Origin of the sequence: Sphingomonas sp. SRS2 (assembly GCF_000971055.1) — a bacterium.
Lineage (GTDB): Bacteria > Pseudomonadota > Alphaproteobacteria > Sphingomonadales > Sphingomonadaceae > Rhizorhabdus.
In genome coordinates this window covers 25,991-43,162 of the sequence record NZ_LARW01000092.1, presented here as the reverse complement: position 1 = coordinate 43,162, position 17,172 = coordinate 25,991, and the positions used below count along the sequence as shown (strand labels likewise).

Here is a 17,172-nt window from a genome sequence, read left to right as displayed (position 1 = left end):
TCAATCCAGCGAAAGCCGGGATCTCATTTTTCTGCGCCTGCGGGCAGGCAGCGAGATCAGCCTTCGCTGGGATGACGGCCTAATACGCCCGCGACACCGCGAATTGGGCGGCTTCGACCAGTGCCGACTTCGCGGGGCCATTGGGAAAGCTGGCCAGCGCGTCGATCGCGCGTTGCGAATAGTGGCGGGCGCGGGCGGCGGTGTCGGCCAGCGCACCGGTTTCCCGGAGGATAGCGGTCGCGCGGGCAAGGTCATCGTCCTCGTTGCGCAGGCCCTCGATCGCCTCGCGGAGGAACTGGCGGTCGTCCCCCTCGGCGCGGGCATAGGCCAGGATCACCGGCAGCGTGACTTTGCCGTCGCGGAAGTCGTCGCCCGCGTCCTTGCCCATCGTCGCGCCGTCAGAGACATAGTCGATCACGTCGTCGACGAGCTGGAAGGCGATGCCGAGATAGCGGCCATATTGATCGAGCGCGTCCTCGACCGCCGGATCCCGCTCGGCGACCACCGCCGCGATCTTGCACGCCGCGGCGAACAGCACCGCGGTCTTGGCGGTGATGATCTCCAGATAGCGCTCTTCGCTGGTCTCGATCCGGCGCTGCGCGGTAAGCTGGTTCACCTCGCCCTCGGCGATCACCGCCGACGCGTTGGACAGGATGCGCAGCACGCGCAGCGAGCCGTCCTCGACCATTAGCTCGAACGAGCGGCTGAACAGGAAATCGCCGACCAGCACGCTTGCGGCGTTGCCCCAGATGACATTGGCGGTGCGGCGGCCCCGGCGCAGGCCCGACTGGTCGACGACATCGTCGTGGAGCAGGGTCGCGGTGTGGATGAACTCGACCGTGGCGGCGAGCTTGTGATGACGCTCGCCATGATAGTCGAGCAACTTGGCGCAGGCGAGGGTGAGCATCGGCCGCATCCGCTTCCCGCCGCCCGCGATCAGATGGCCCGCCAGCTCGGGGATCAGCGGGACATCCGACTGCATCCGCGCCAGAATCACGCTGTTGACCGAGTTCATGTCGGACGCGACGAGCGCCATGATCGGATCGAGCGAAGGACCGGCGGCGCGCCGGATGGGAGTCACGGTAGCTGTCATGGGCGTGCCCATGAGCCGCGAGCGCGCGAAAGGCAAGACCGTAACGAGCTGACAGTAGCCGTCACCAGTCGGTGGCGCAAACTCCGCGCTTGCCAAAGCCGGAGTCGATCCACGATAGGCGGTCGGGACAAAGTTGAAGGGAGCGGCATGACAGACGATATCCTGGGTCGCTACCGGGAGAGCATCGACAATATCGATGCCGCGCTGATCTTCATGCTCGCCGAGCGCTTCAAGGTCACGAAGGCGGTCGGCGAATATAAGGCGACCACCGGCCTTCCCCCTGCCGATCCCGGTCGTGAGCAAGTGCAGATCGAACGACTGCGGTCACTCGCGAAGAGCGCGAATCTCGATCCTGATTTCTCGGAGAAATTCCTGCGCTTCATCATCGACGAGGTGATTCATCATCACCGCAAGGCGAAGGCGGGGGGATAGATCCTCCCCGTGCCGGGGGAGGATTTAAGAGAGCCCCTCGGCCATCTCGGCGAGTTCCAGCCAGCGTAGCTCCGCTTCTTCCTTCTTCGCGCGAGCCGCGTCGATCGCCTTCATCAGCTGATCGAACTTAGCGGGGTTCTTCGCATAGAGATCGGGATCGGCCATCGCCGCCTCGTCGCGCGCGATTGCGGCTTCGAGCTTTTCGATCTCCTGCGGCAGCAGGTCGAGATCGCGCTGGTCTTTGTAGCTGAGCTTGGTCTTCGCCTTGGCGGGCGCGGCGGGCTCAGCCTTTGCCGCAGCCTTTTTCGGCTCGCTGCGGGTGGTCCGCTGCTTCTCCCAATCCTCATAGCCGCCGGCGACGATGTCGACCTTGCCCGATCCATCGAGACCGAGCGTCACCGTGACGGTGCGATCGAGGAAGTCGCGATCGTGGCTGACGATCAGGACGGTGCCCTCATAATCGGCGATCACTTCCTGGAGCAGGTCGAGCGTCTCCAGGTCGAGATCGTTGGTGGGCTCATCGAGGACGAGCAGGTTCGACGGGCGGGCAAATTCGCGCGCCAGCAGCACGCGCGAGCGTTCGCCGCCCGACAGCGTGCCGACCTTCGCCTCGGCGATTGCCGGCTCGAACAGGAATTCCTTGAGATAGCCGTGGACATGCTTCCTGATGCCCTGAACATCGATCCAGTCGCCGCCATCGGCCAGCACGTCGCGCACGGTCTTTTCGGGGGCCATCAGCTTGCGCTGCTGATCGATGACGATGCCGTCCAAAGTCTTCGATAGTTTCACCCGGCCTTCGTCGGGCGCGATCTCACCGGTCAGAAGCTTGAGCAGGGTCGATTTACCCGCGCCGTTCGCGCCGACCACACCGATCCGGTCGCCACGCGTCACGCGGAAGGTGAAGTCGCGGATGATCGTGCGGTCGCCAAAGGTCTTCGTGACATGCTCGGCGTCGATCACGACCTTGGTCTTCACATCGTCGGCGGCGATAGCGATCTTTGCGGTGCCGGGCGGGCCGAGCATCGCTTTGCGCTGCTCACGCATCTCGTAAAGCTTGGTCAGGCGGCCCTGATTGCGCCGCCGCCGCGCAGTGACGCCGCGCAGTTTCCAATGCTCCTCGATCTTGAGCTTGGCATCGAGCCGTTCGGCGTTGCGCGCCTCCTCCTCATAAACCCGCTCGGTCCACGCATCGAAACCGCCGAAGCCGACCTCGTGCCGGCGGATGCCGCCGCGGTCGAGCCACAAGGTCTGACGGGTCAGCCGGGTGAGGAAAGTACGATCGTGGCTGATCGCGATGAACGCGCCATTGAAACGGGCGAGCCAGCTTTCCAGCCATTCGATCGCGGCGAGATCGAGATGGTTGGTCGGCTCGTCGAGCAGCAGGACATCGGGCTCCATCGCCAGCGTGCGGGCGATGGCGGCGCGGCGGCGCTCGCCTCCGCTGGCGCTGGCCGCGTCACGTGACAAATCGATGCCGATCTGGTCGGCGATCGCGTCGACCGCATGTGCGGCGGGCGCATCCGTCCCGGCCAGCGCGAAATCGCGCAGGGTCGCATGGCCCGCCATCGATGGTTCCTGTTCGAGCAGGACGACTCGGGTGCCCGGCACAATCGTGCGCAGCCCCTCGTCACCCTCGATCGTACCCGCGAGCAATTTGAGCAGGGTCGTTTTGCCCGCGCCGTTGCGGCCGATCAGCGCGAGCCGATCGCGCGGGGCGACATAAAGGTCGAGCCCGCGGAACAGCCAACCAGTGCCCTGGTTGATGCCGAGATTCTGGAAGGCGAGGATCGGAGCTGACATAAGGGGGTTCTAAAGTGTCTTCGCGGTGCAACAGGGGCGGAGATTCCGCCAAAGCACGAACATTCATGCCCTATTCAAGCCCCAGACCCTATGCCAATACCCCATGTCAATGCGTAACGCTCTTGCCGCCCTGTCTTTGGCGACGATCCTTGTTGCTTCCGCGCCCGCTTTGGCGGAGCGGAATCGCGTACCCGAACAGGATGCGCTGAGGAATGGCGTGCGCTCCGGCGAATTCCTCCCCTACCAGGAAATGCGCTCGCGGGCGCAGGGTCGCGTCGACGGCCGCATGATCGGTTCGGAGTTCGATCCGGGAACCGGACGCTACCGTTTCAAGTTTCAGCGGGGCGGATCGGTGATATGGATGGACATGGACGGCCGCACCGGACGCGAAATCGGCCGGGTCGGACAATAAGCCGCCTGAAACGCGGCCAGAAAAGGGGAAGACCATGCGCGTCCTGATCGTCGAGGATGAACCCAGTCTCGGGCGGCAACTCCGCGCCACGCTCGAAGGCGCGGGCTATGCCATCGACCTCGCTACCGACGGCGAGGACGGCCATTTCCTCGGCTCGACTGAAAGCTATGATGCGATCATCCTCGATCTCGGCCTGCCCGAAGTCGATGGCCTGACCGTGCTCGACCGCTGGCGGCGCGAGGGGCGCGACACACCGGTGCTGGTGCTTACCGCACGCGACAGCTGGTCCGACAAGGTCGCCGGACTAGACGCCGGCGCCGACGATTATCTCGCCAAGCCGTTCCAGACCGAGGAGCTGATCGCGCGGCTCCGCGCGCTGATCCGCCGCGCCTCGGGCAACGCCTCGTCCGAACTGACCGCCGGCGACGTCCGCCTCGACACGCGCAGCGGCAAGGTGACGCTGGCCGGCGAGCCGGTGAAGCTCACCGCGCAGGAATATAAGCTGCTCAGCTATCTGCTCCATCACAAGGGCAAGGTGGTCAGCCGCACCGAGTTGATCGAACATATCTACGATCAGGACTTCGACCGCGATTCGAACACGATCGAAGTGTTCGTGACGCGGATCCGAAAGAAACTCGGCCAGGACGTCATCACCACCATCCGTGGTCTTGGCTATTCGCTGGATGATCCCGCTTAAGCAGTATCTCGCTACCGTCCGGGGCTGGTTTCCGGGGCGGCACAGCGACGGGGCTTCGACGGGTTCGCTGACCCGCCGGATGATCTCGATCGCGGCGCTGTGGATCATCGTCCTGCTCGTCGGCGGCGGCTTCGCGCTCGACAGGGTGTTGAGCGAGGCGATCACCCGCAATTTCGACGCCCAGCTCGAATATGTGCTCAATGCGATGATCGGATCCGCCGAAATCGGCCCCGATGGCGAGGTCCGCTTCAACCGCCCGCTCGGCGACCAGCGCTTCCTCGAACCCTATTCGGGGCTCTATTGGCAGGTGGCCGCCACCGGGCACGAACCGTTCCGTTCGCGCTCGCTTTGGGATCGCGCGCTCCGGCAGGGGGAGGAGCATCAGGGCCAGAAGCTGCATGTCGCCGACAGCAGCGAATTTGACGGCGAGCCGCTGCGCGTGCTCGATCGAGAAGTCCGCTTGCCTGGATCGACCACCGAATGGCGTTTCCAGGTCGCCGCGAGCCGCGCCAACCTCAACGATCAGATCGCAGTGCTGCGGCGGACGCTGGTACGATCCTTCGCAATCCTCGGCCTCGGCCTGATCATCCTCGCCGCGCTGCAGGCGACCTATGGACTATGGCCGCTGCGCAGCCTGCGCCGCGGGGTGGCGGCGGTCAGCTCGGGTATCAGCTCGCGGATCGACGCCAAATTGCCCGACGAGGTCCGCCCGCTGGTCGAGGAGCTCAACGAACTGCTTGCGCACAATGAACGGCAGGCCGAGGAAGCGCGCCGTCATGCCGGCAACCTCGCCCATGCGCTCAAGACCCCCCTCACCGTGCTGATGAACGAAGCGGTGGCGAACAGCCCGGAACTGGCCGAGACCGTCGCGCGCACCACCGGCGACATGCGCCGCCAGGTCGACCATCACCTCGCCCGCGCCCGTGCGGTCGGCCGCCGCGCCAATGCGCAGGCCCGGTCGGAAGTGTGGCCGTCGCTCAAGGCCGTCGAGCGCGCGATGGCCCGGATGCACCGCCACGTCACCGTCGATCTGGCCGGCGACCAGAAAGCCGTCGTCCATGTCGAGCGGCAGGACCTCGACGAGATACTCGGCAACCTGATCGAAAACGCCGCCAAATATGGCCAGGGCCGCGTCTTCGTGACCGTGGCGCGCGACGCGGCGGGCGCAGGCGCGGCGAAGAAGATCGACTTCATCGAGATCATGATCGAGGATGACGGCCCCGGCATCCCCGCCGCCGCGCGCGAGAAGCTGTTCGAGCGTGGCGCGCGGCTCGACACCGGCAAGCCCGGCACCGGCCTCGGCCTCGCGATCGTTCGCGACGTGATCGGCATTTACGGCGGCAGGATCACGCTGGAGGAAAGCGAGGATCTGGGCGGACTGCTGGTGCGGGTAAGGTTGCCGGCGGCGGTATAATGCCCGCCCCCGAACAGAGTGGTCGGTTAGTCTTACACTCGCTTTCCTGCCCGCCCCGCGAGTTCGACCACATATTGCCAGGCCACGCGCCCCGAGCGGCTGCCGCGCTGCGTGGCCCATGCGATCGCGTCGAGCGGCTCGAAGTCGAGCCCGAACTTCGCCGCATAGCCCGCGACCATCGCGACATAGGCGTCCTGATCGCAGACGTGAAAGCCGAGCGACAGGCCGAAGCGGTCGGCGAGCGCGAGCTTGTCGTCGACCACGTCGCGCGGATTGATGGGGCTATCCTGCTCGCGCAAGTCGCGCGAGACGATGTGACGGCGATTGGCGGTGACGTGGAGCCGCGCATTGGAAGGCCGCGCTTCCGCACCGCCTTCGAGCATCGAGCGCAACAGGCGCGGCCCCTGCCCGCCGGCATGATCGTCGAAGCCGAGATCGTCGAGGAACAGGATGAAGGCGCGCGGCAGATCGGCGATCAGCGCGAACAGGCGCGGCAATATCTCGATCTTCTCGCCGGCCACCTCGATCAGCGCGACGTCACGCCCCTCGTCGCGCAGCGCACCGACGGTCGCCTTGACCAGCGCCGACTTGCCCGATCCGCGCGCGCCCCACAGCAGCACGTCATGCGCCGCAGCGCCATTGGCGAGCCGCCGGGCATTGTCGACCAGCGCGGCCTTCTGCGCGTCGATCCCGGTGAGCAGGTCAAGCGGCAGCGGCGCGAACGCCCGCGCCTCGGCCAGCCCGCCATCGCGCCACACATAGGCGGCATGCGCCGAGGGATCGGCATGCGGCGCGGGCGGCGGCGCGATGCGATCGAGCGCGTCGGCGATACGGGCGAGGGTTTGCGGATCGGTCATGGGCAGGGCGATAATTCAACTTGCCGCGTCACGCCAGCGAAGGCTGGCATCTCAGGCGGCAGGAACGGGCGCAAGGTCGCGAGCCTCTCCCGAGACCTCCGCCTTCTGGGGTGACGAGTGCGTGAAGAGCTAAACCTCTATCCCGTATTGCTTCAACAGATCGTAGAGCGTCGGCCGGCTGATCCCGAGCATCTTGGCGGCGTTGGAGATATTGCCTTCGCTGCGCGCCAGCGCGCGGGTGATCGCGCTGCGGTCGGCGACTTCGCGGACCGCCTTGAGGTTGAGGAAGCCGCCGTCCTCACGTTCGGGGACGAGGTCGAGATCCTCGGCGGTGACGAGCTTGCCATCGGCCATGATCACCGCGCGCTTGACCTTGTTCTCAAGCTCGCGGACGTTGCCGGGCCAGCTCCAGTCGTCGATCGCGGCGAGCGCGTCGGGCGCAAAGCCCTTGACCGGAGAGCCCATGTCGCGCGCCAGCTTCTTGAGCAACATCCGTGCGATCAGTAGCCCGTCGCCCGGCCGTTCCGCGAGCGAGGGGATGCGCACGACGATCTCGGCGAGGCGATAATAGAGATCCTCGCGGAAGCGCGTCTCGGCGATCATCGCGTCGAGATTCTGGTGAGTGGCGCAGACGATGCGGGTGTCGACCGGGATCGCCTTGCGACTGCCGATCCGCTCGATCACTCGCTCCTGCAGGAAGCGCAGCAATTTGACCTGCAGCGGCAGCGGGATATCGCCGACCTCGTCTAGGAACAGCGTGCCGCCCTCGGCCAGTTCGATCTTGCCCTCGGTGGTCTTGATCGCACCGGTGAACGCGCCCTTTTCATAACCGAACAATTCGGCCTCGAGCAGATTTTCCGGGATCGCCGCGCAGTTGATCGCAACGAAAGCGCCGCCGCTGCGCTTGCTCCGATTGTGGAGCAGCCGGGCCAGCACCTCCTTGCCGGTGCCGCTCGCGCCGAGCAGCATCACGGAGGCATCGGTGTTGGCGACGCGCTCGATCGTCCGCGCGACCTTGAGCATGCCAGGGTCGCTGGTGATCAATCCGCCATCCGCCGCAGATCCGTCACCCTGCGCCTGTAGCCGGGCATTTTCCTGTTCGAGATCGTGAAGCTGGAAGGCGCGCGCAACGATCAGTCCCAGTTCGTCGATGTCGACGGGCTTATGGTAATAATCATAGGCCCCGGCCGCGATCGCGCGCAGCGCGCCTTCGCGCGCGCCCTGTCCCGAGGCGACGATGATCTTGGTGTCGGGCTTCAGCGCCAGGATGGCGTCCAGGGTTGCGAAGCCTTCGGTTGTGCCGTCGGGATCCGGCGGCAGGCCGAGATCGAGCGTCACCACCGCCGGCTCATAATGGCGCAGAGCGTCGATTGCCGCCTGGCGCGTGGTCGCCGAGACGACCTCATAATCCTCATAGGCCCAGCGCAGCTGCTTCTGCAGGCCCTCGTCGTCCTCGACGATCAACAGCCGTGGTTTGGCAGTGCTCATGCCGTCCCTCCCGTCGGTAGCCCGCCACCGAACAATGCGGCCATCGGCAGCGTCACCGTGAAACGGGCGCCCTCGCCCTCGCGGCTCTGGACCTCGATCCGTCCGCCCATGCCCGCGATGATCGAGCGCGCCTCATAGGCGCCGATGCCGAAGCCGCCTTCCTTGGTTGAGGAGAAGGGATGGAACAGCCGCGAGCGGATGAACTCCGCCGACATGCCGCACCCGCGATCGACTACCTCGACCACCGCTTCCAGCCCGCGCCGGCCAATGATCAGATCGACCGGTTGGCCATCGGCGCTGGCGTCGATCGCATTCTGGACAAGATGGCCCAGCGCCTGTTCGAACCGGTCGGGATCGACCACCGCCATCACCTCGTCGGGCGCGCTGATCCGTACCGGATAGCTGTTTGTCCGCCCGCGCAGCATCTCCTCCGCCAACGCACGCAGCGAATGCGGCTCGGGTTCGTCGGGGCGCGAGCGGTGATGCTGCGACAGCCGTGCGAGCAGGTCGTTCATCTTGCCGACCGAATTGCGCAGCGTGTCGATCATGTCGGCGCGGAACTCGGGCTTGTCGGCATGGCGTTCGGCATTGCGCGCGAGGAGGCTGAGCTGGCTCACGAGATTCTTGATGTCGTGCATGATGAAGGCGAAGCGGCGGTTGAATTCGTCGAAACGGCGGGCATCCGAAAGCGCCTCCTGTCCTCGCGCTTCGGCTAGATAGCTCGCCACCTGCCGTCCGGCCACCCTCAGCAGATCGTGATCCTCCTCGTCGAGCAGGCGGGGCTCGCGGGGGCGCTGGAGCAGCACCGCGCCGACCAGCCGATCGAAATGGATCAGCGGCACCAGCACCCAGGCATCTTCCTCGGCCACCATCCATTCGGGGACCAGTGGCAGCACGGCGGGCTCCTCGCCGTGCCGCATCCGCTCGATCTCGATCACCTCGCCCTGGCGCTCGAGATGCCCGGCAAGTGCGAGCGGCGCCGCTGCCTGCGGCGCCGCGAGCGTCCGCCAGTTCCAGCGGGCCGACGCTTCGAGCCCGCCGTCGGGGCCGCGCTGCATCAACAGTCCGCCCTCGCAATCGAAGATGTCGCCAATCGCCTTCACGGTGCGTTCGGGCAGGTCCGGCGCAGCCTCCGCCGGCTGGCCTACCGTCTCGGTGAAGCGCCGCCATTCGAGGCGATAGTCATAGCGATGCTGAAAGAGGTTGCGCGCCACCGCCTTCTTGAACCGCTGGCGATATCGGCTCGATGGGAAGAAGGACAAGGCGAAGGCGACGAACACCGCCGCCAGCGTGAATTGCGGCAGGCGATCGGGATGGCCCGCGATCGCGAACAGCCGCGCGACCAGCACCATCAGCGCAAGATAGGCGCCGCAGACGACGAGGGTGAGCGTCTGGAAACCGGCGCTGCGCGATGCGCGCATGCGATCGAGCGTGGCGAGCCGGCTGACCGTCACCAGCATCGGCGCGATCAGCACCATCAACAGGCCGCGCAACGCGAACAGGCCGATAGGCCAGCCATCGATCAGATAAGCAACGGTCGCGAGATTGAGATCGAACCCCCACATCAACGCGAGCGCCAGCATCGGCGATCCCAGTCCCCAGCGCGCCTCGGGCGAGGCGGCGGTGTAGAGATTGTGGAGCAGGCAGAGCGCGCCGGCCGCGATCGCGACGCGCAGCGACTGACCGGCGAGGAACAGGGTTTCCTGAATGCGCGGGCTACCCGTGAAGGCGAGCGGCAGGGTCTTGATCACCACCGCGCCGACGATCAGCGCGCCGAGCAGCGCATAGATGCCGAGGATCACCGGACGCCGCTGCCCGCCCGCCGCGGCGGTCGGCGGCTGGAGGGCGAACAGGAAGCCGAGCCAGGCGAGATCGGCGAGGCTCTTGGTGACGCTCGACGCGATGCCCCCCGCGCCGGACAGCGAGACCAGCGCGCACCATGAGGCGGTCAGCGCGCAGGCGAGGATGAGCGCGATACGGCGCGATCCGCCATGGCGCGCTGTCATTTGCCAGCCGACCAGCGCCGCGAACATGAAAGCGGCGAGCGCATGCCCCCATTGGATCGCGGCGAGGATGACCGGCTCGGGAACGAAGGTGGTCTGGATCGGCGTCAGGTCGGCCTGCTGGCCGAGCATCGCCGCCTCTAGACCCCGCGCCATTAGAACCGACCCATAGCTACCGGGCCCCCTCGGCCCAGAGCAGGACGCGGAGGGTCTGCAATATAATCAGCAGATCGAGGAAGGGGCTGTAATTCTTGGTGTAGTAAAGATCATATTCGAGCTTGTGGCGGGCATCGTCGAGGCTCGCGCCGTAGGGATAGTTGATCTGCGCCCAGCCGGTGATGCCGGGTTTCACCATGTGTCGCTCGGCATAATAGGGAATCTGCTTTTCCAGCTCGGCGACGAATTCGGGCCGCTCGGGGCGCGGGCCGACGAAGCTCATGTCGCCTTTCAGCACGGTCAGCATCTGCGGCAGCTCGTCGACGCGGATCAGGCGGATGATCCGCCCGATCCGGGTGACGCGGGCATCACCCTTCTGCGCCCAGATCGCCGCGCCGCCGGATTCGGCGTCCTGCCGCATCGAACGCAGCTTCAATATCTCGAAGGTCTCGCCATAGCGGCCGACACGCACCTGCCGGTAAAAAGCCGGGCCGGGACTGTCGAGCTTCACGATCAGCGCGGTGATCAGGATGATCGGCGCGGTGATGGTGATGAGCAGCGCGCTCACCACCAGGTCAAAACCCCGCTTGAGGATCATCGACAGCTGACGGCCCGAGGAAAAGCCGTCCGAGAAGATCAGCCAGGACGGGCGCACGGTATCGAGATCGATCCGCCCGGTCTCGCGCTCCAGGAAGTCGGATATGTCGGACACATGGACCCCGGTGGTCTTGAGCCGGAGCAGCGCATCGACCGGCACGGTGTTGCGCCGTTCGTCGAGCGCGAGGACGACCTCATTGGCCTCGGTCGTGTCGACCAGATCGGCGAGGCTCTCGACATCGGTGCGGCAGATCGCGGTCTCGATCTGCGGAGGAGCATCCTTCATGTCGACGCAGCCGACGATCAGGAAGCCCGACCCGAGCCGCCGTTCGAGATCGACGACGCGCTTGGCGCGGCGGCCGGCGCCGAGCAGCAGCACGCGCCGCTTGAACATATCCCCGCTGACGAACCCCCCGAGCAGCACGCGCACGACCATCAGCAGCACGACCGACATCGCCATCGAATAGAGCGAGTTCGACCGCCACAGGGTGATGCCCGGCGCGATGAAGTAGAGCAGCGAGATCAGGATCACGCCGAGCGATATAGCGACCAGCAGCCGCGCGGCCGCGAAGCGGAACGCCTGCATCGATTCGGCGCTGTACACGCCGACCCCGATCATTGCCGCCTGGATCGCCAGGGTAAAGGTGAGCAATTGCGGTATCCGGTCCCACACCGAGCCCGGATCTATACCGATCTGGCGCAGGCGGAACACCCAGCCAGCCTCCGCCGCTAGCAGCAGCACGGCGAAATCCGCCACGCACAGCACCAGCACCGGATAAGCTATATAATGTTTGAAAAGCCTGATCATGCCCGACGCCACATAACCGGCTTCATACGCCCGAACATGAAACCCCCTTGCCGCTTAACGGTTAGGTTCCGATAACGACCAAATCCTTCTGGACCATGGAGCCCGCCATTTCCACCACCTTAATAACGCCGGTGATCCTGTCCGGCGGCTCGGGCACCCGGCTGTGGCCGCTGTCGCGCTCACGCAAGCCCAAGCAACTGCTGGCGCTGACCGGCGAGAAGACCATGTTGCAGATGACCGCCGCCCGCTGCGCGGACAACACACGCTTCGGTCAGCCGATCATCGTGACCAATGCGCTCCATGCCGACGAGATCGCCTTGCAGACCGGCGATTGCCCGCCCGCAGCCATCATCCTCGAGCCGGCCGGGCGCAACACCGCGCCCGCCATCGCGCTCGCCGCGATCGAGGCCGGCTCCGATGCGGTGCTGCTGGTGATGCCGAGCGACCATGTGATCGATGACTGCCCCGCGTTCCACCGCGCGATCGAGGCCGCGATGCCGATGGTCGAGGATGGGTGGCTGATCACATTCGGCATCACCCCCGAAAAACCCGAGACAGGTTACGGCTATATCCGCCGCGGCGAGGAAATCGCGGCAGGAGTCCACAAGGTGGAAGCCTTTGTCGAGAAGCCCGATGCGGCGCGCGCTGCCGCCTATGTGGAGGCGGGCAATTATAGCTGGAACGGCGGTATCTTCCTGTTTCGCGCCGACGCTTTCCTCGCGGCGCTGGGCGCGTTTGAACCCGAGATGACCGTGTCGGTCCGCGCCTCGCTCAACGAGGCCGCGCGCAAGGGCCCGCTTGTCTATCCAGACCCTGCGGCTTTCCTCGCCAGCCGGTCCGAATCGATCGATTATGCGGTGATGGAGAAAGCCGAAAAGGTCGCGGTGGTTCCTGTCGAGATGGGCTGGTCCGATGTCGGCAGCTGGGACGCCCTCCACGCCCTCGGCGCAGGCGGCCCCCATGGCAATGTACTGCACGGCGACATCGTCGCGATCGACACCCGCGACTGTCTGATACGCAGCGAGGGACCGGTGATCACCACGGTCGGCGTTCACGACCTGATCGTCGTCGCAACCCGCGACGCGGTGATGATCCTGCCGCGGGGCAGCAGCCAGGAGGTGAAGCGTATCGTCGAGGCGCTGCAGGCAAAGAGCCACGACACGCTCGACATGCCCTTTTAGAAGACCGGCGCGGCGGCTCGCACGCGAGTCGATTTTGGGCTGCGAAGTGCCCAGCACCAACCGCCATCAATCTCCAGCGAAAGAGAAGGGCGCGAGCCCGCGTTCGCGCTCGTTGATCGTCAGCGCGCGACCGATCGGCGGAGCGGCGCGCTGAAGGCAATCCGGGCGCTGGCAATGGGTACAGCCCAGGCCGATCGGTTCGGCCGGGCCCGCCATGTCGATGCCGCGGGCAAGCGCGAGCGACGACGCATGCTCCGCCGCCAGCCCCAGCGCCACGACATGCTCGGCCTGTTGCACCCCTGCGGCACCGCCATGATGGCGGACGCTGCGGGCGATGGTGAACCAGTGCGACCCGTCTTCCAGCTCGGCAAGCTGGCGGATCAGCCGGCCCGGCTGGTCGAAGGCGTGATGCACCGCCCATAGCGGGCAGCGGTGTACCGCGTCGATCAGCGCCGAGCCGCTCGCACCGGCATAGCCCTTCGAAAGCTGTCCCGCCCGGTCGATCCGCAGCATGAAGAAGGGCAGGCCCCGCGCTCCGACCCGTTGCAGCGTGGTAAGCCGGTGCGCGACCTGCTCATAGCCAGCCCCGAACCTCCGCTGGAGCAACTGGATATCATAGCCGGTCGTCTCGCAAGCCCGCAGGAAGCGGCCATAGGGCATCATCAGTGCCGCGGCGAAATAGGCGGTGACATGGCGGCGATAAAGCCGCTCGGCGGCGCGATCGCCAAAGGCCGCACCCGCGACCAGCGCGTCGATCTCGGCCTTGGCTTCGATCTGGGCAAGTTGGAACGCCGCCTGGAAGCTGCGCGCTGCCGGATCCAGCAGTTCCGACAGTTGGAGCTGACGAGCGTGGAGATCGAGGCGTCGCAACCGGTCGGGCATCACGTCGAACGGCAGGATGCGGATGCTGAGCTGATGCTTTACGCGCAGCCGCTCCGCAATCGCGCCATAAAGATCGCCCGCACCGATACGCAGTTCGTCGGCAAGCGCCTCGGCATGAGCGTCGAGATCGGCGAAATGATTACGCCAGCGCTCGATTTCCCGGCGCACGGCCCCGACCGGGCCCGCGCCGTCCTCGCCACCACCGCCGCCCTCACGCCAGCGGTCGAACAGCCGGGCGAAGGCTTCGGCAGCAGCAGGCGCATTGTCGATCCACGCCTCCAGTTCGGCGCGATCCACCGATATGCCCGCGAATAGCGGATCGGACAGCCGCCGCCGCATCGCGGCCGCACCGCCGCCGGGTTCCTCCTGACTAAGGCTGCGGATATCGAAGTCGAACAATTCGGCGAGCCGCAGGATGAGCCCCGCGGTCAATGGACGGCGATTGCCCTCGATCAGCGCCAGATAGCTGTCGGAAATACCGAGCATCTCGGCCATCGCCTGCTGGGTAAGCGCGTGATCGCGACGCAGTCGCTTGATCCGCGGCCCTGCCAATATTCCCTGCTTCGCCATGCCGCCGCCTCATGAGAGTAAGAACTTTACAAAATTACACCTTCGTTATCAGCCAAACCTACAGTTGGACATCAAAATACTGGCGAGAGCCATCGCCTGCAGACGAGTTCATTCGCTAGGGAAAGGACGAACCTGATTTCGCCGCAACACGCCGACGAGCCCAAGCTTGTAAGGTCAGCAGCCACCGATCTTTTCCTGGGGAGGAAGAGCAACGCCCGCCAGGCCCTCCAGCCTGGCGGGCGTTACCATTTTCGGCAGCCGCAAATCCGATCCGGAATGCATGCTATTGCTGAAGAGCAATTGCGTGGACGCACAATCTACGCCATCACGAAATCTTTCGGGGATGCTGACGAGGATATTTTGAGTTTGAGCCACCCCCTATCGGGAACGCGGGTCTTGATCGTCGAAGATGACACGATCATCGCGATGACGGCCGAAGATATGCTCGACGAGGTTGGCTGCAAGACGGCCGCCGTGGCAGGCACCGTCGCCGAGGCGCTCGCCCGCGTGACGGATACCGACTTCGACATCGCGCTGCTCGACCTTAACTTGAAGGACGAGGATAGCCTGCCGGTTGCGCGCCATCTGCGCGACAACGGCAAGCGCTTCATCTTCGCCACCGGCTATGACGGCTTGCCCGCGAGCAGCGGCTTCGCCGATGCGCCCGTCATCTCGAAACCCTACCGGATCGAGCAGCTCGCCCAGATTATCGCACGGACGCTGGCGGAGTAGAGCTCTTTCGTCATTCCGGCGAAAGCTGGAATCTTTCGTCTCTTGGCCTTGAGAGACGTCGTCATCCGCGGCCTTCGCCGGGATGACGACGCGTTTTCACGCCCCCGCTACACGCCACTCACTTCTTCAGCACCGTCAGCGCCGCCGTGGTCATCGCATCGACGGCGGTCGAGATCACCGCTTCGGCGTCGGGCGCCCAGAAGGGGCTGTGGATCGACGGCAATTTCGTGATGTCGCCTTTGACCGCGTCCCATTTCTCCTTGTGGACCCCGCCGACCCAGAACAGCATCGCCTGGATCGACGTATCGGCAAGATAGAACTCGCTGAAATCCTCGCCGCCCATCTGCGAGCGTACCGAAACGACGCGATCCTTGCCGAACCGCTCGGTGAACAGTCCGGTCATCTGCGTCGTCAGGTCGTGCGTATTGAAAGTGGCGGGGGTCCGTTGATCCTGAAGCTTCACCACCGGCAGCGCGTCATCGGGCATGCCGGCGGCGATCGCCTCCCCCCTGGCGATGCGAGCGATGCCGTCGAGGAGGTGCTGGCGCACCTCGGGCTTGTACGAGCGCACCGTAATCTGGAGCTTTGCCTCGGGCGGGATGATGTTGTGCTTGGTGCCGGCCTGGAAGCTGCCGACGGTGACGACGCCGGATTCTAGCGGGTCGGTCTCACGCGAGATCAGCGTTTGCAGCGTGGTCACGATCCGCGATGCGATAACGATCGGGTCCTTGGCGAGATGGGGATAGGCGCCGTGGCCGCCGACGCCCTTCACCAATATGTCGACCGAATCGACATTGGCCATCACATAGCCGTCGACGACGCCGATCGTTCCCGCCGGCAGGCTGGCCGAATCGTGAAAGGCTATCGCCGCGTCGGGCTTGGGGAAGCGGGTGTAGAGCCCGTCCTTGAGCATCGCCCGCGCGCCCGAGCCGATCTCCTCGGCGGGTTGGCCGATCATCACCAGCGTGCCCGACCAGCTGGCCTTCGACGCCGCCATCCGCCGCGCGATGCCGATCCAGCTCGTCATATGCGTGTCGTGGCCGCAGGCGTGCATCACCCCGGGATTCTGGCTGGCATAGGGAACGCCCGTCTGCTCGGTAACGGGCAGCGCGTCCATGTCGGCGCGCAGCATCAGTACCGGGCCAGGACCGTTCTTCATCACCGCGACGACGCCTGTACCGCCGACCCCGGTCGTTACCGTGAAGCCCGCCTTCTTGGCCTCGGCGGCCATGATTCCGGCGCTGCGGCCTTCCTTGAAACTCAACTCGGGATGCGTGTGGAGATCGCGGTAGATCGCGGTCAGGCTGTGCATATCGGCCGCCACCGCCTGGCTGAGCGGATCGGCGCGGCCAGGCGTGAAGGCCAGCGCCATGGTGAGAGCGATCAGTGGCAGTGCGGCTTTCATGTCATCCCTTCGGTACAAGCTCGAGAATATCGATCGTCGATTCCCAGCGCGGATAGGGAAAGGCTATCCGCCAACGATCGGGGGCGACCCGTTCGACGATACCCGCCATGTCGCGCTCGGCATCGCGCCCATAGGGCCGCGGGCGCGCCTCATCGCCCAACGTCATCGCGCCCAGGAAGATCATCCGCCGCCCCTCGTCGGGGAAGATGTCGCCGACCGGGCGCTGCGATCCGTCGATCTTCGCGAGACGCAGCCGTCCGTCGGCGGTCGTCACCCGGCAGGTGAAGGGAGGATAGGCGACATAATCGAGCAACCCCTTGGTCTGCGCGCCGAGCTTGAAGGTGCGGCAACGATAGTCGCCGGCGGGCAGCAGAGGATCGTCGAGTGTAAGATCGGGCTTGAGCAGCGCCCCCTGCGCCGCGATGTGCGATCCGTTGCCGGCCGCGGTCGCCTTTTCGAGCCCGGCGATCCAGGCCTGTCGCCAGCGCGCGATCCGATCACGGTCAGCTTGCGTCGCGATCGTGCGCCAGTCATTGGGCAGGGCCTTGGGCGATCGGGGTTCGAGCGACTTCGCCCCGCAAGCCGCGAGCGTCAGCACCATGGCCGTCGCCAATATGGCTCTAGGCAACTGCAAGCGATCGTCTC

General features: G+C 65.6%; 15 protein-coding genes. 6 read left to right on the top strand and 9 right to left on the bottom strand.

Going from position 1 to position 17,172, the window contains the following annotated elements; translation table 11 throughout:
- Positions 1-79: 79 nt before the first annotated feature.
- Entirely contained in the window at positions 80-1,105 is a 1,026-nt protein-coding gene (locus WP12_RS12740) for a polyprenyl synthetase family protein (RefSeq protein ID WP_084691137.1), read from the bottom strand.
- A gap of 135 nt (positions 1,106-1,240) precedes the next feature.
- On the opposite strand from WP12_RS12740, the gene WP12_RS12735 reads away from it, so the two are divergent.
- The gene (locus tag WP12_RS12735) at positions 1,241-1,525 is read left to right on the top strand and encodes a chorismate mutase (protein ID WP_046194093.1); all 285 of its coding nucleotides are present in this window, start codon (positions 1,241-1,243) and stop codon (positions 1,523-1,525) included.
- 24 nt (positions 1,526-1,549) lie between these two features.
- Here WP12_RS12735 and WP12_RS12730 read toward each other — a convergent pair whose 3' ends face one another.
- Positions 1,550-3,325, bottom strand: coding sequence for an ABC-F family ATP-binding cassette domain-containing protein (locus tag WP12_RS12730; RefSeq protein WP_046194092.1), 1,776 nt, complete (start codon positions 3,323-3,325; stop codon positions 1,550-1,552).
- Positions 3,326-3,428: 103 nt separating this feature from the next.
- Here WP12_RS12730 and WP12_RS12725 point away from each other — a divergent pair, with 103 nt between their 5' ends.
- From WP12_RS12725 to WP12_RS12715, 3 genes are all read left to right on the top strand, one after another.
- Positions 3,429-3,737 (top strand): PepSY domain-containing protein, encoded by a 309-nt coding sequence (locus WP12_RS12725; RefSeq protein ID WP_046194091.1) that lies wholly within the window; start codon positions 3,429-3,431, stop codon positions 3,735-3,737.
- Positions 3,738-3,771: 34 nt separating this feature from the next.
- Complete coding sequence (locus WP12_RS12720) at positions 3,772-4,434, top strand: response regulator transcription factor (RefSeq protein ID WP_046194090.1); 663 nt, start codon at positions 3,772-3,774, stop codon at positions 4,432-4,434.
- 79 nt (positions 4,435-4,513) lie between these two features.
- Positions 4,514-5,848 carry a sensor histidine kinase gene (locus tag WP12_RS12715; protein ID WP_046194134.1) on the top strand — a complete coding sequence of 445 codons (1,335 nt, stop codon included), beginning with the start codon at positions 4,514-4,516 and terminating at the stop codon, positions 5,846-5,848.
- Between the two features lie 32 nt (positions 5,849-5,880).
- Here WP12_RS12715 and WP12_RS12710 read toward each other — a convergent pair whose 3' ends face one another.
- The 4 genes from WP12_RS12710 to WP12_RS12695 all read right to left on the bottom strand — a co-directional run bounded on the left by WP12_RS12710 (position 5,881) and on the right by WP12_RS12695 (position 11,757).
- Positions 5,881-6,705: an ATP-binding protein gene (locus WP12_RS12710; protein WP_046194089.1), complete on the bottom strand. Its 825-nt coding sequence runs from the start codon at positions 6,703-6,705 to the stop codon at positions 5,881-5,883.
- Positions 6,706-6,834: 129 nt separating this feature from the next.
- The gene (prsR, locus tag WP12_RS12705) at positions 6,835-8,193 is read right to left on the bottom strand and encodes a PEP-CTERM-box response regulator transcription factor (protein WP_046194088.1); all 1,359 of its coding nucleotides are present in this window, start codon (positions 8,191-8,193) and stop codon (positions 6,835-6,837) included.
- Positions 8,190-10,352, bottom strand: a complete 2,163-nt coding sequence (gene prsK / locus WP12_RS12700; RefSeq protein WP_235399124.1) for an XrtA/PEP-CTERM system histidine kinase PrsK — start codon at positions 10,350-10,352, stop codon at positions 8,190-8,192. Before prsK ends, prsR begins: the two co-directional genes overlap by 4 nt.
- A 16-nt stretch (positions 10,353-10,368) precedes the next feature.
- Positions 10,369-11,757 carry a TIGR03013 family XrtA/PEP-CTERM system glycosyltransferase gene (locus WP12_RS12695; protein WP_046194087.1) on the bottom strand — a complete coding sequence of 463 codons (1,389 nt, stop codon included), beginning with the start codon at positions 11,755-11,757 and terminating at the stop codon, positions 10,369-10,371.
- Positions 11,758-11,852: 95 nt separating this feature from the next.
- Here WP12_RS12695 and WP12_RS12690 point away from each other — a divergent pair, with 95 nt between their 5' ends.
- Positions 11,853-12,938 (top strand): mannose-1-phosphate guanylyltransferase/mannose-6-phosphate isomerase, encoded by a 1,086-nt coding sequence (locus tag WP12_RS12690; protein WP_046194086.1) that lies wholly within the window; start codon positions 11,853-11,855, stop codon positions 12,936-12,938.
- 66 nt (positions 12,939-13,004) lie between these two features.
- Here the strand turns inward: WP12_RS12690 and WP12_RS12685 are convergent, their stop codons facing one another.
- Complete coding sequence (locus tag WP12_RS12685; protein ID WP_046194085.1) at positions 13,005-14,390, bottom strand: helix-turn-helix domain-containing protein; 1,386 nt, start codon at positions 14,388-14,390, stop codon at positions 13,005-13,007.
- Positions 14,391-14,786: 396 nt separating this feature from the next.
- Between WP12_RS12685 and WP12_RS12680 the strand changes: the two genes are divergently transcribed.
- Entirely contained in the window at positions 14,787-15,122 is a 336-nt protein-coding gene (locus WP12_RS12680; protein ID WP_235399123.1) for a response regulator, read from the top strand.
- A gap of 118 nt (positions 15,123-15,240) precedes the next feature.
- On the opposite strand, the gene WP12_RS12675 is transcribed toward WP12_RS12680, so the two are convergent.
- Both WP12_RS12675 and WP12_RS12670 read right to left on the bottom strand, forming a co-directional pair.
- Positions 15,241-16,527, bottom strand: coding sequence for an amidohydrolase (locus WP12_RS12675; protein WP_046194084.1), 1,287 nt, complete (start codon positions 16,525-16,527; stop codon positions 15,241-15,243).
- A gap of 1 nt (position 16,528) precedes the next feature.
- Positions 16,529-17,161: a DUF4893 domain-containing protein gene (locus tag WP12_RS12670; protein WP_235399122.1), complete on the bottom strand. Its 633-nt coding sequence runs from the start codon at positions 17,159-17,161 to the stop codon at positions 16,529-16,531.
- Positions 17,162-17,172: the final 11 nt, after the last annotated feature.

Coding starts and splice junctions, on each gene's coding strand:
- WP12_RS12740 (WP_084691137.1), bottom strand. CDS start 1,105: ATGGGCACGCCCATGACAGCTACCGTGACTCCCATCCGGCGCGCCGCC.
- WP12_RS12735 (WP_046194093.1), top strand. CDS start 1,241: ATGACAGACGATATCCTGGGTCGCTACCGGGAGAGCATCGACAATATC.
- WP12_RS12730 (WP_046194092.1), bottom strand. CDS start 3,325: ATGTCAGCTCCGATCCTCGCCTTCCAGAATCTCGGCATCAACCAGGGC.
- WP12_RS12725 (WP_046194091.1), top strand. CDS start 3,429: ATGTCAATGCGTAACGCTCTTGCCGCCCTGTCTTTGGCGACGATCCTT.
- WP12_RS12720 (WP_046194090.1), top strand. CDS start 3,772: ATGCGCGTCCTGATCGTCGAGGATGAACCCAGTCTCGGGCGGCAACTC.
- WP12_RS12715 (WP_046194134.1), top strand. CDS start 4,514: ATGATCTCGATCGCGGCGCTGTGGATCATCGTCCTGCTCGTCGGCGGC.
- WP12_RS12710 (WP_046194089.1), bottom strand. CDS start 6,705: ATGACCGATCCGCAAACCCTCGCCCGTATCGCCGACGCGCTCGATCGC.
- prsR (WP_046194088.1), bottom strand. CDS start 8,193: ATGAGCACTGCCAAACCACGGCTGTTGATCGTCGAGGACGACGAGGGC.
- prsK (WP_235399124.1), bottom strand. CDS start 10,352: ATGGCGCGGGGTCTAGAGGCGGCGATGCTCGGCCAGCAGGCCGACCTG.
- WP12_RS12695 (WP_046194087.1), bottom strand. CDS start 11,757: ATGATCAGGCTTTTCAAACATTATATAGCTTATCCGGTGCTGGTGCTG.
- WP12_RS12690 (WP_046194086.1), top strand. CDS start 11,853: ATGGAGCCCGCCATTTCCACCACCTTAATAACGCCGGTGATCCTGTCC.
- WP12_RS12685 (WP_046194085.1), bottom strand. CDS start 14,390: ATGGCGAAGCAGGGAATATTGGCAGGGCCGCGGATCAAGCGACTGCGT.
- WP12_RS12675 (WP_046194084.1), bottom strand. CDS start 16,527: ATGAAAGCCGCACTGCCACTGATCGCTCTCACCATGGCGCTGGCCTTC.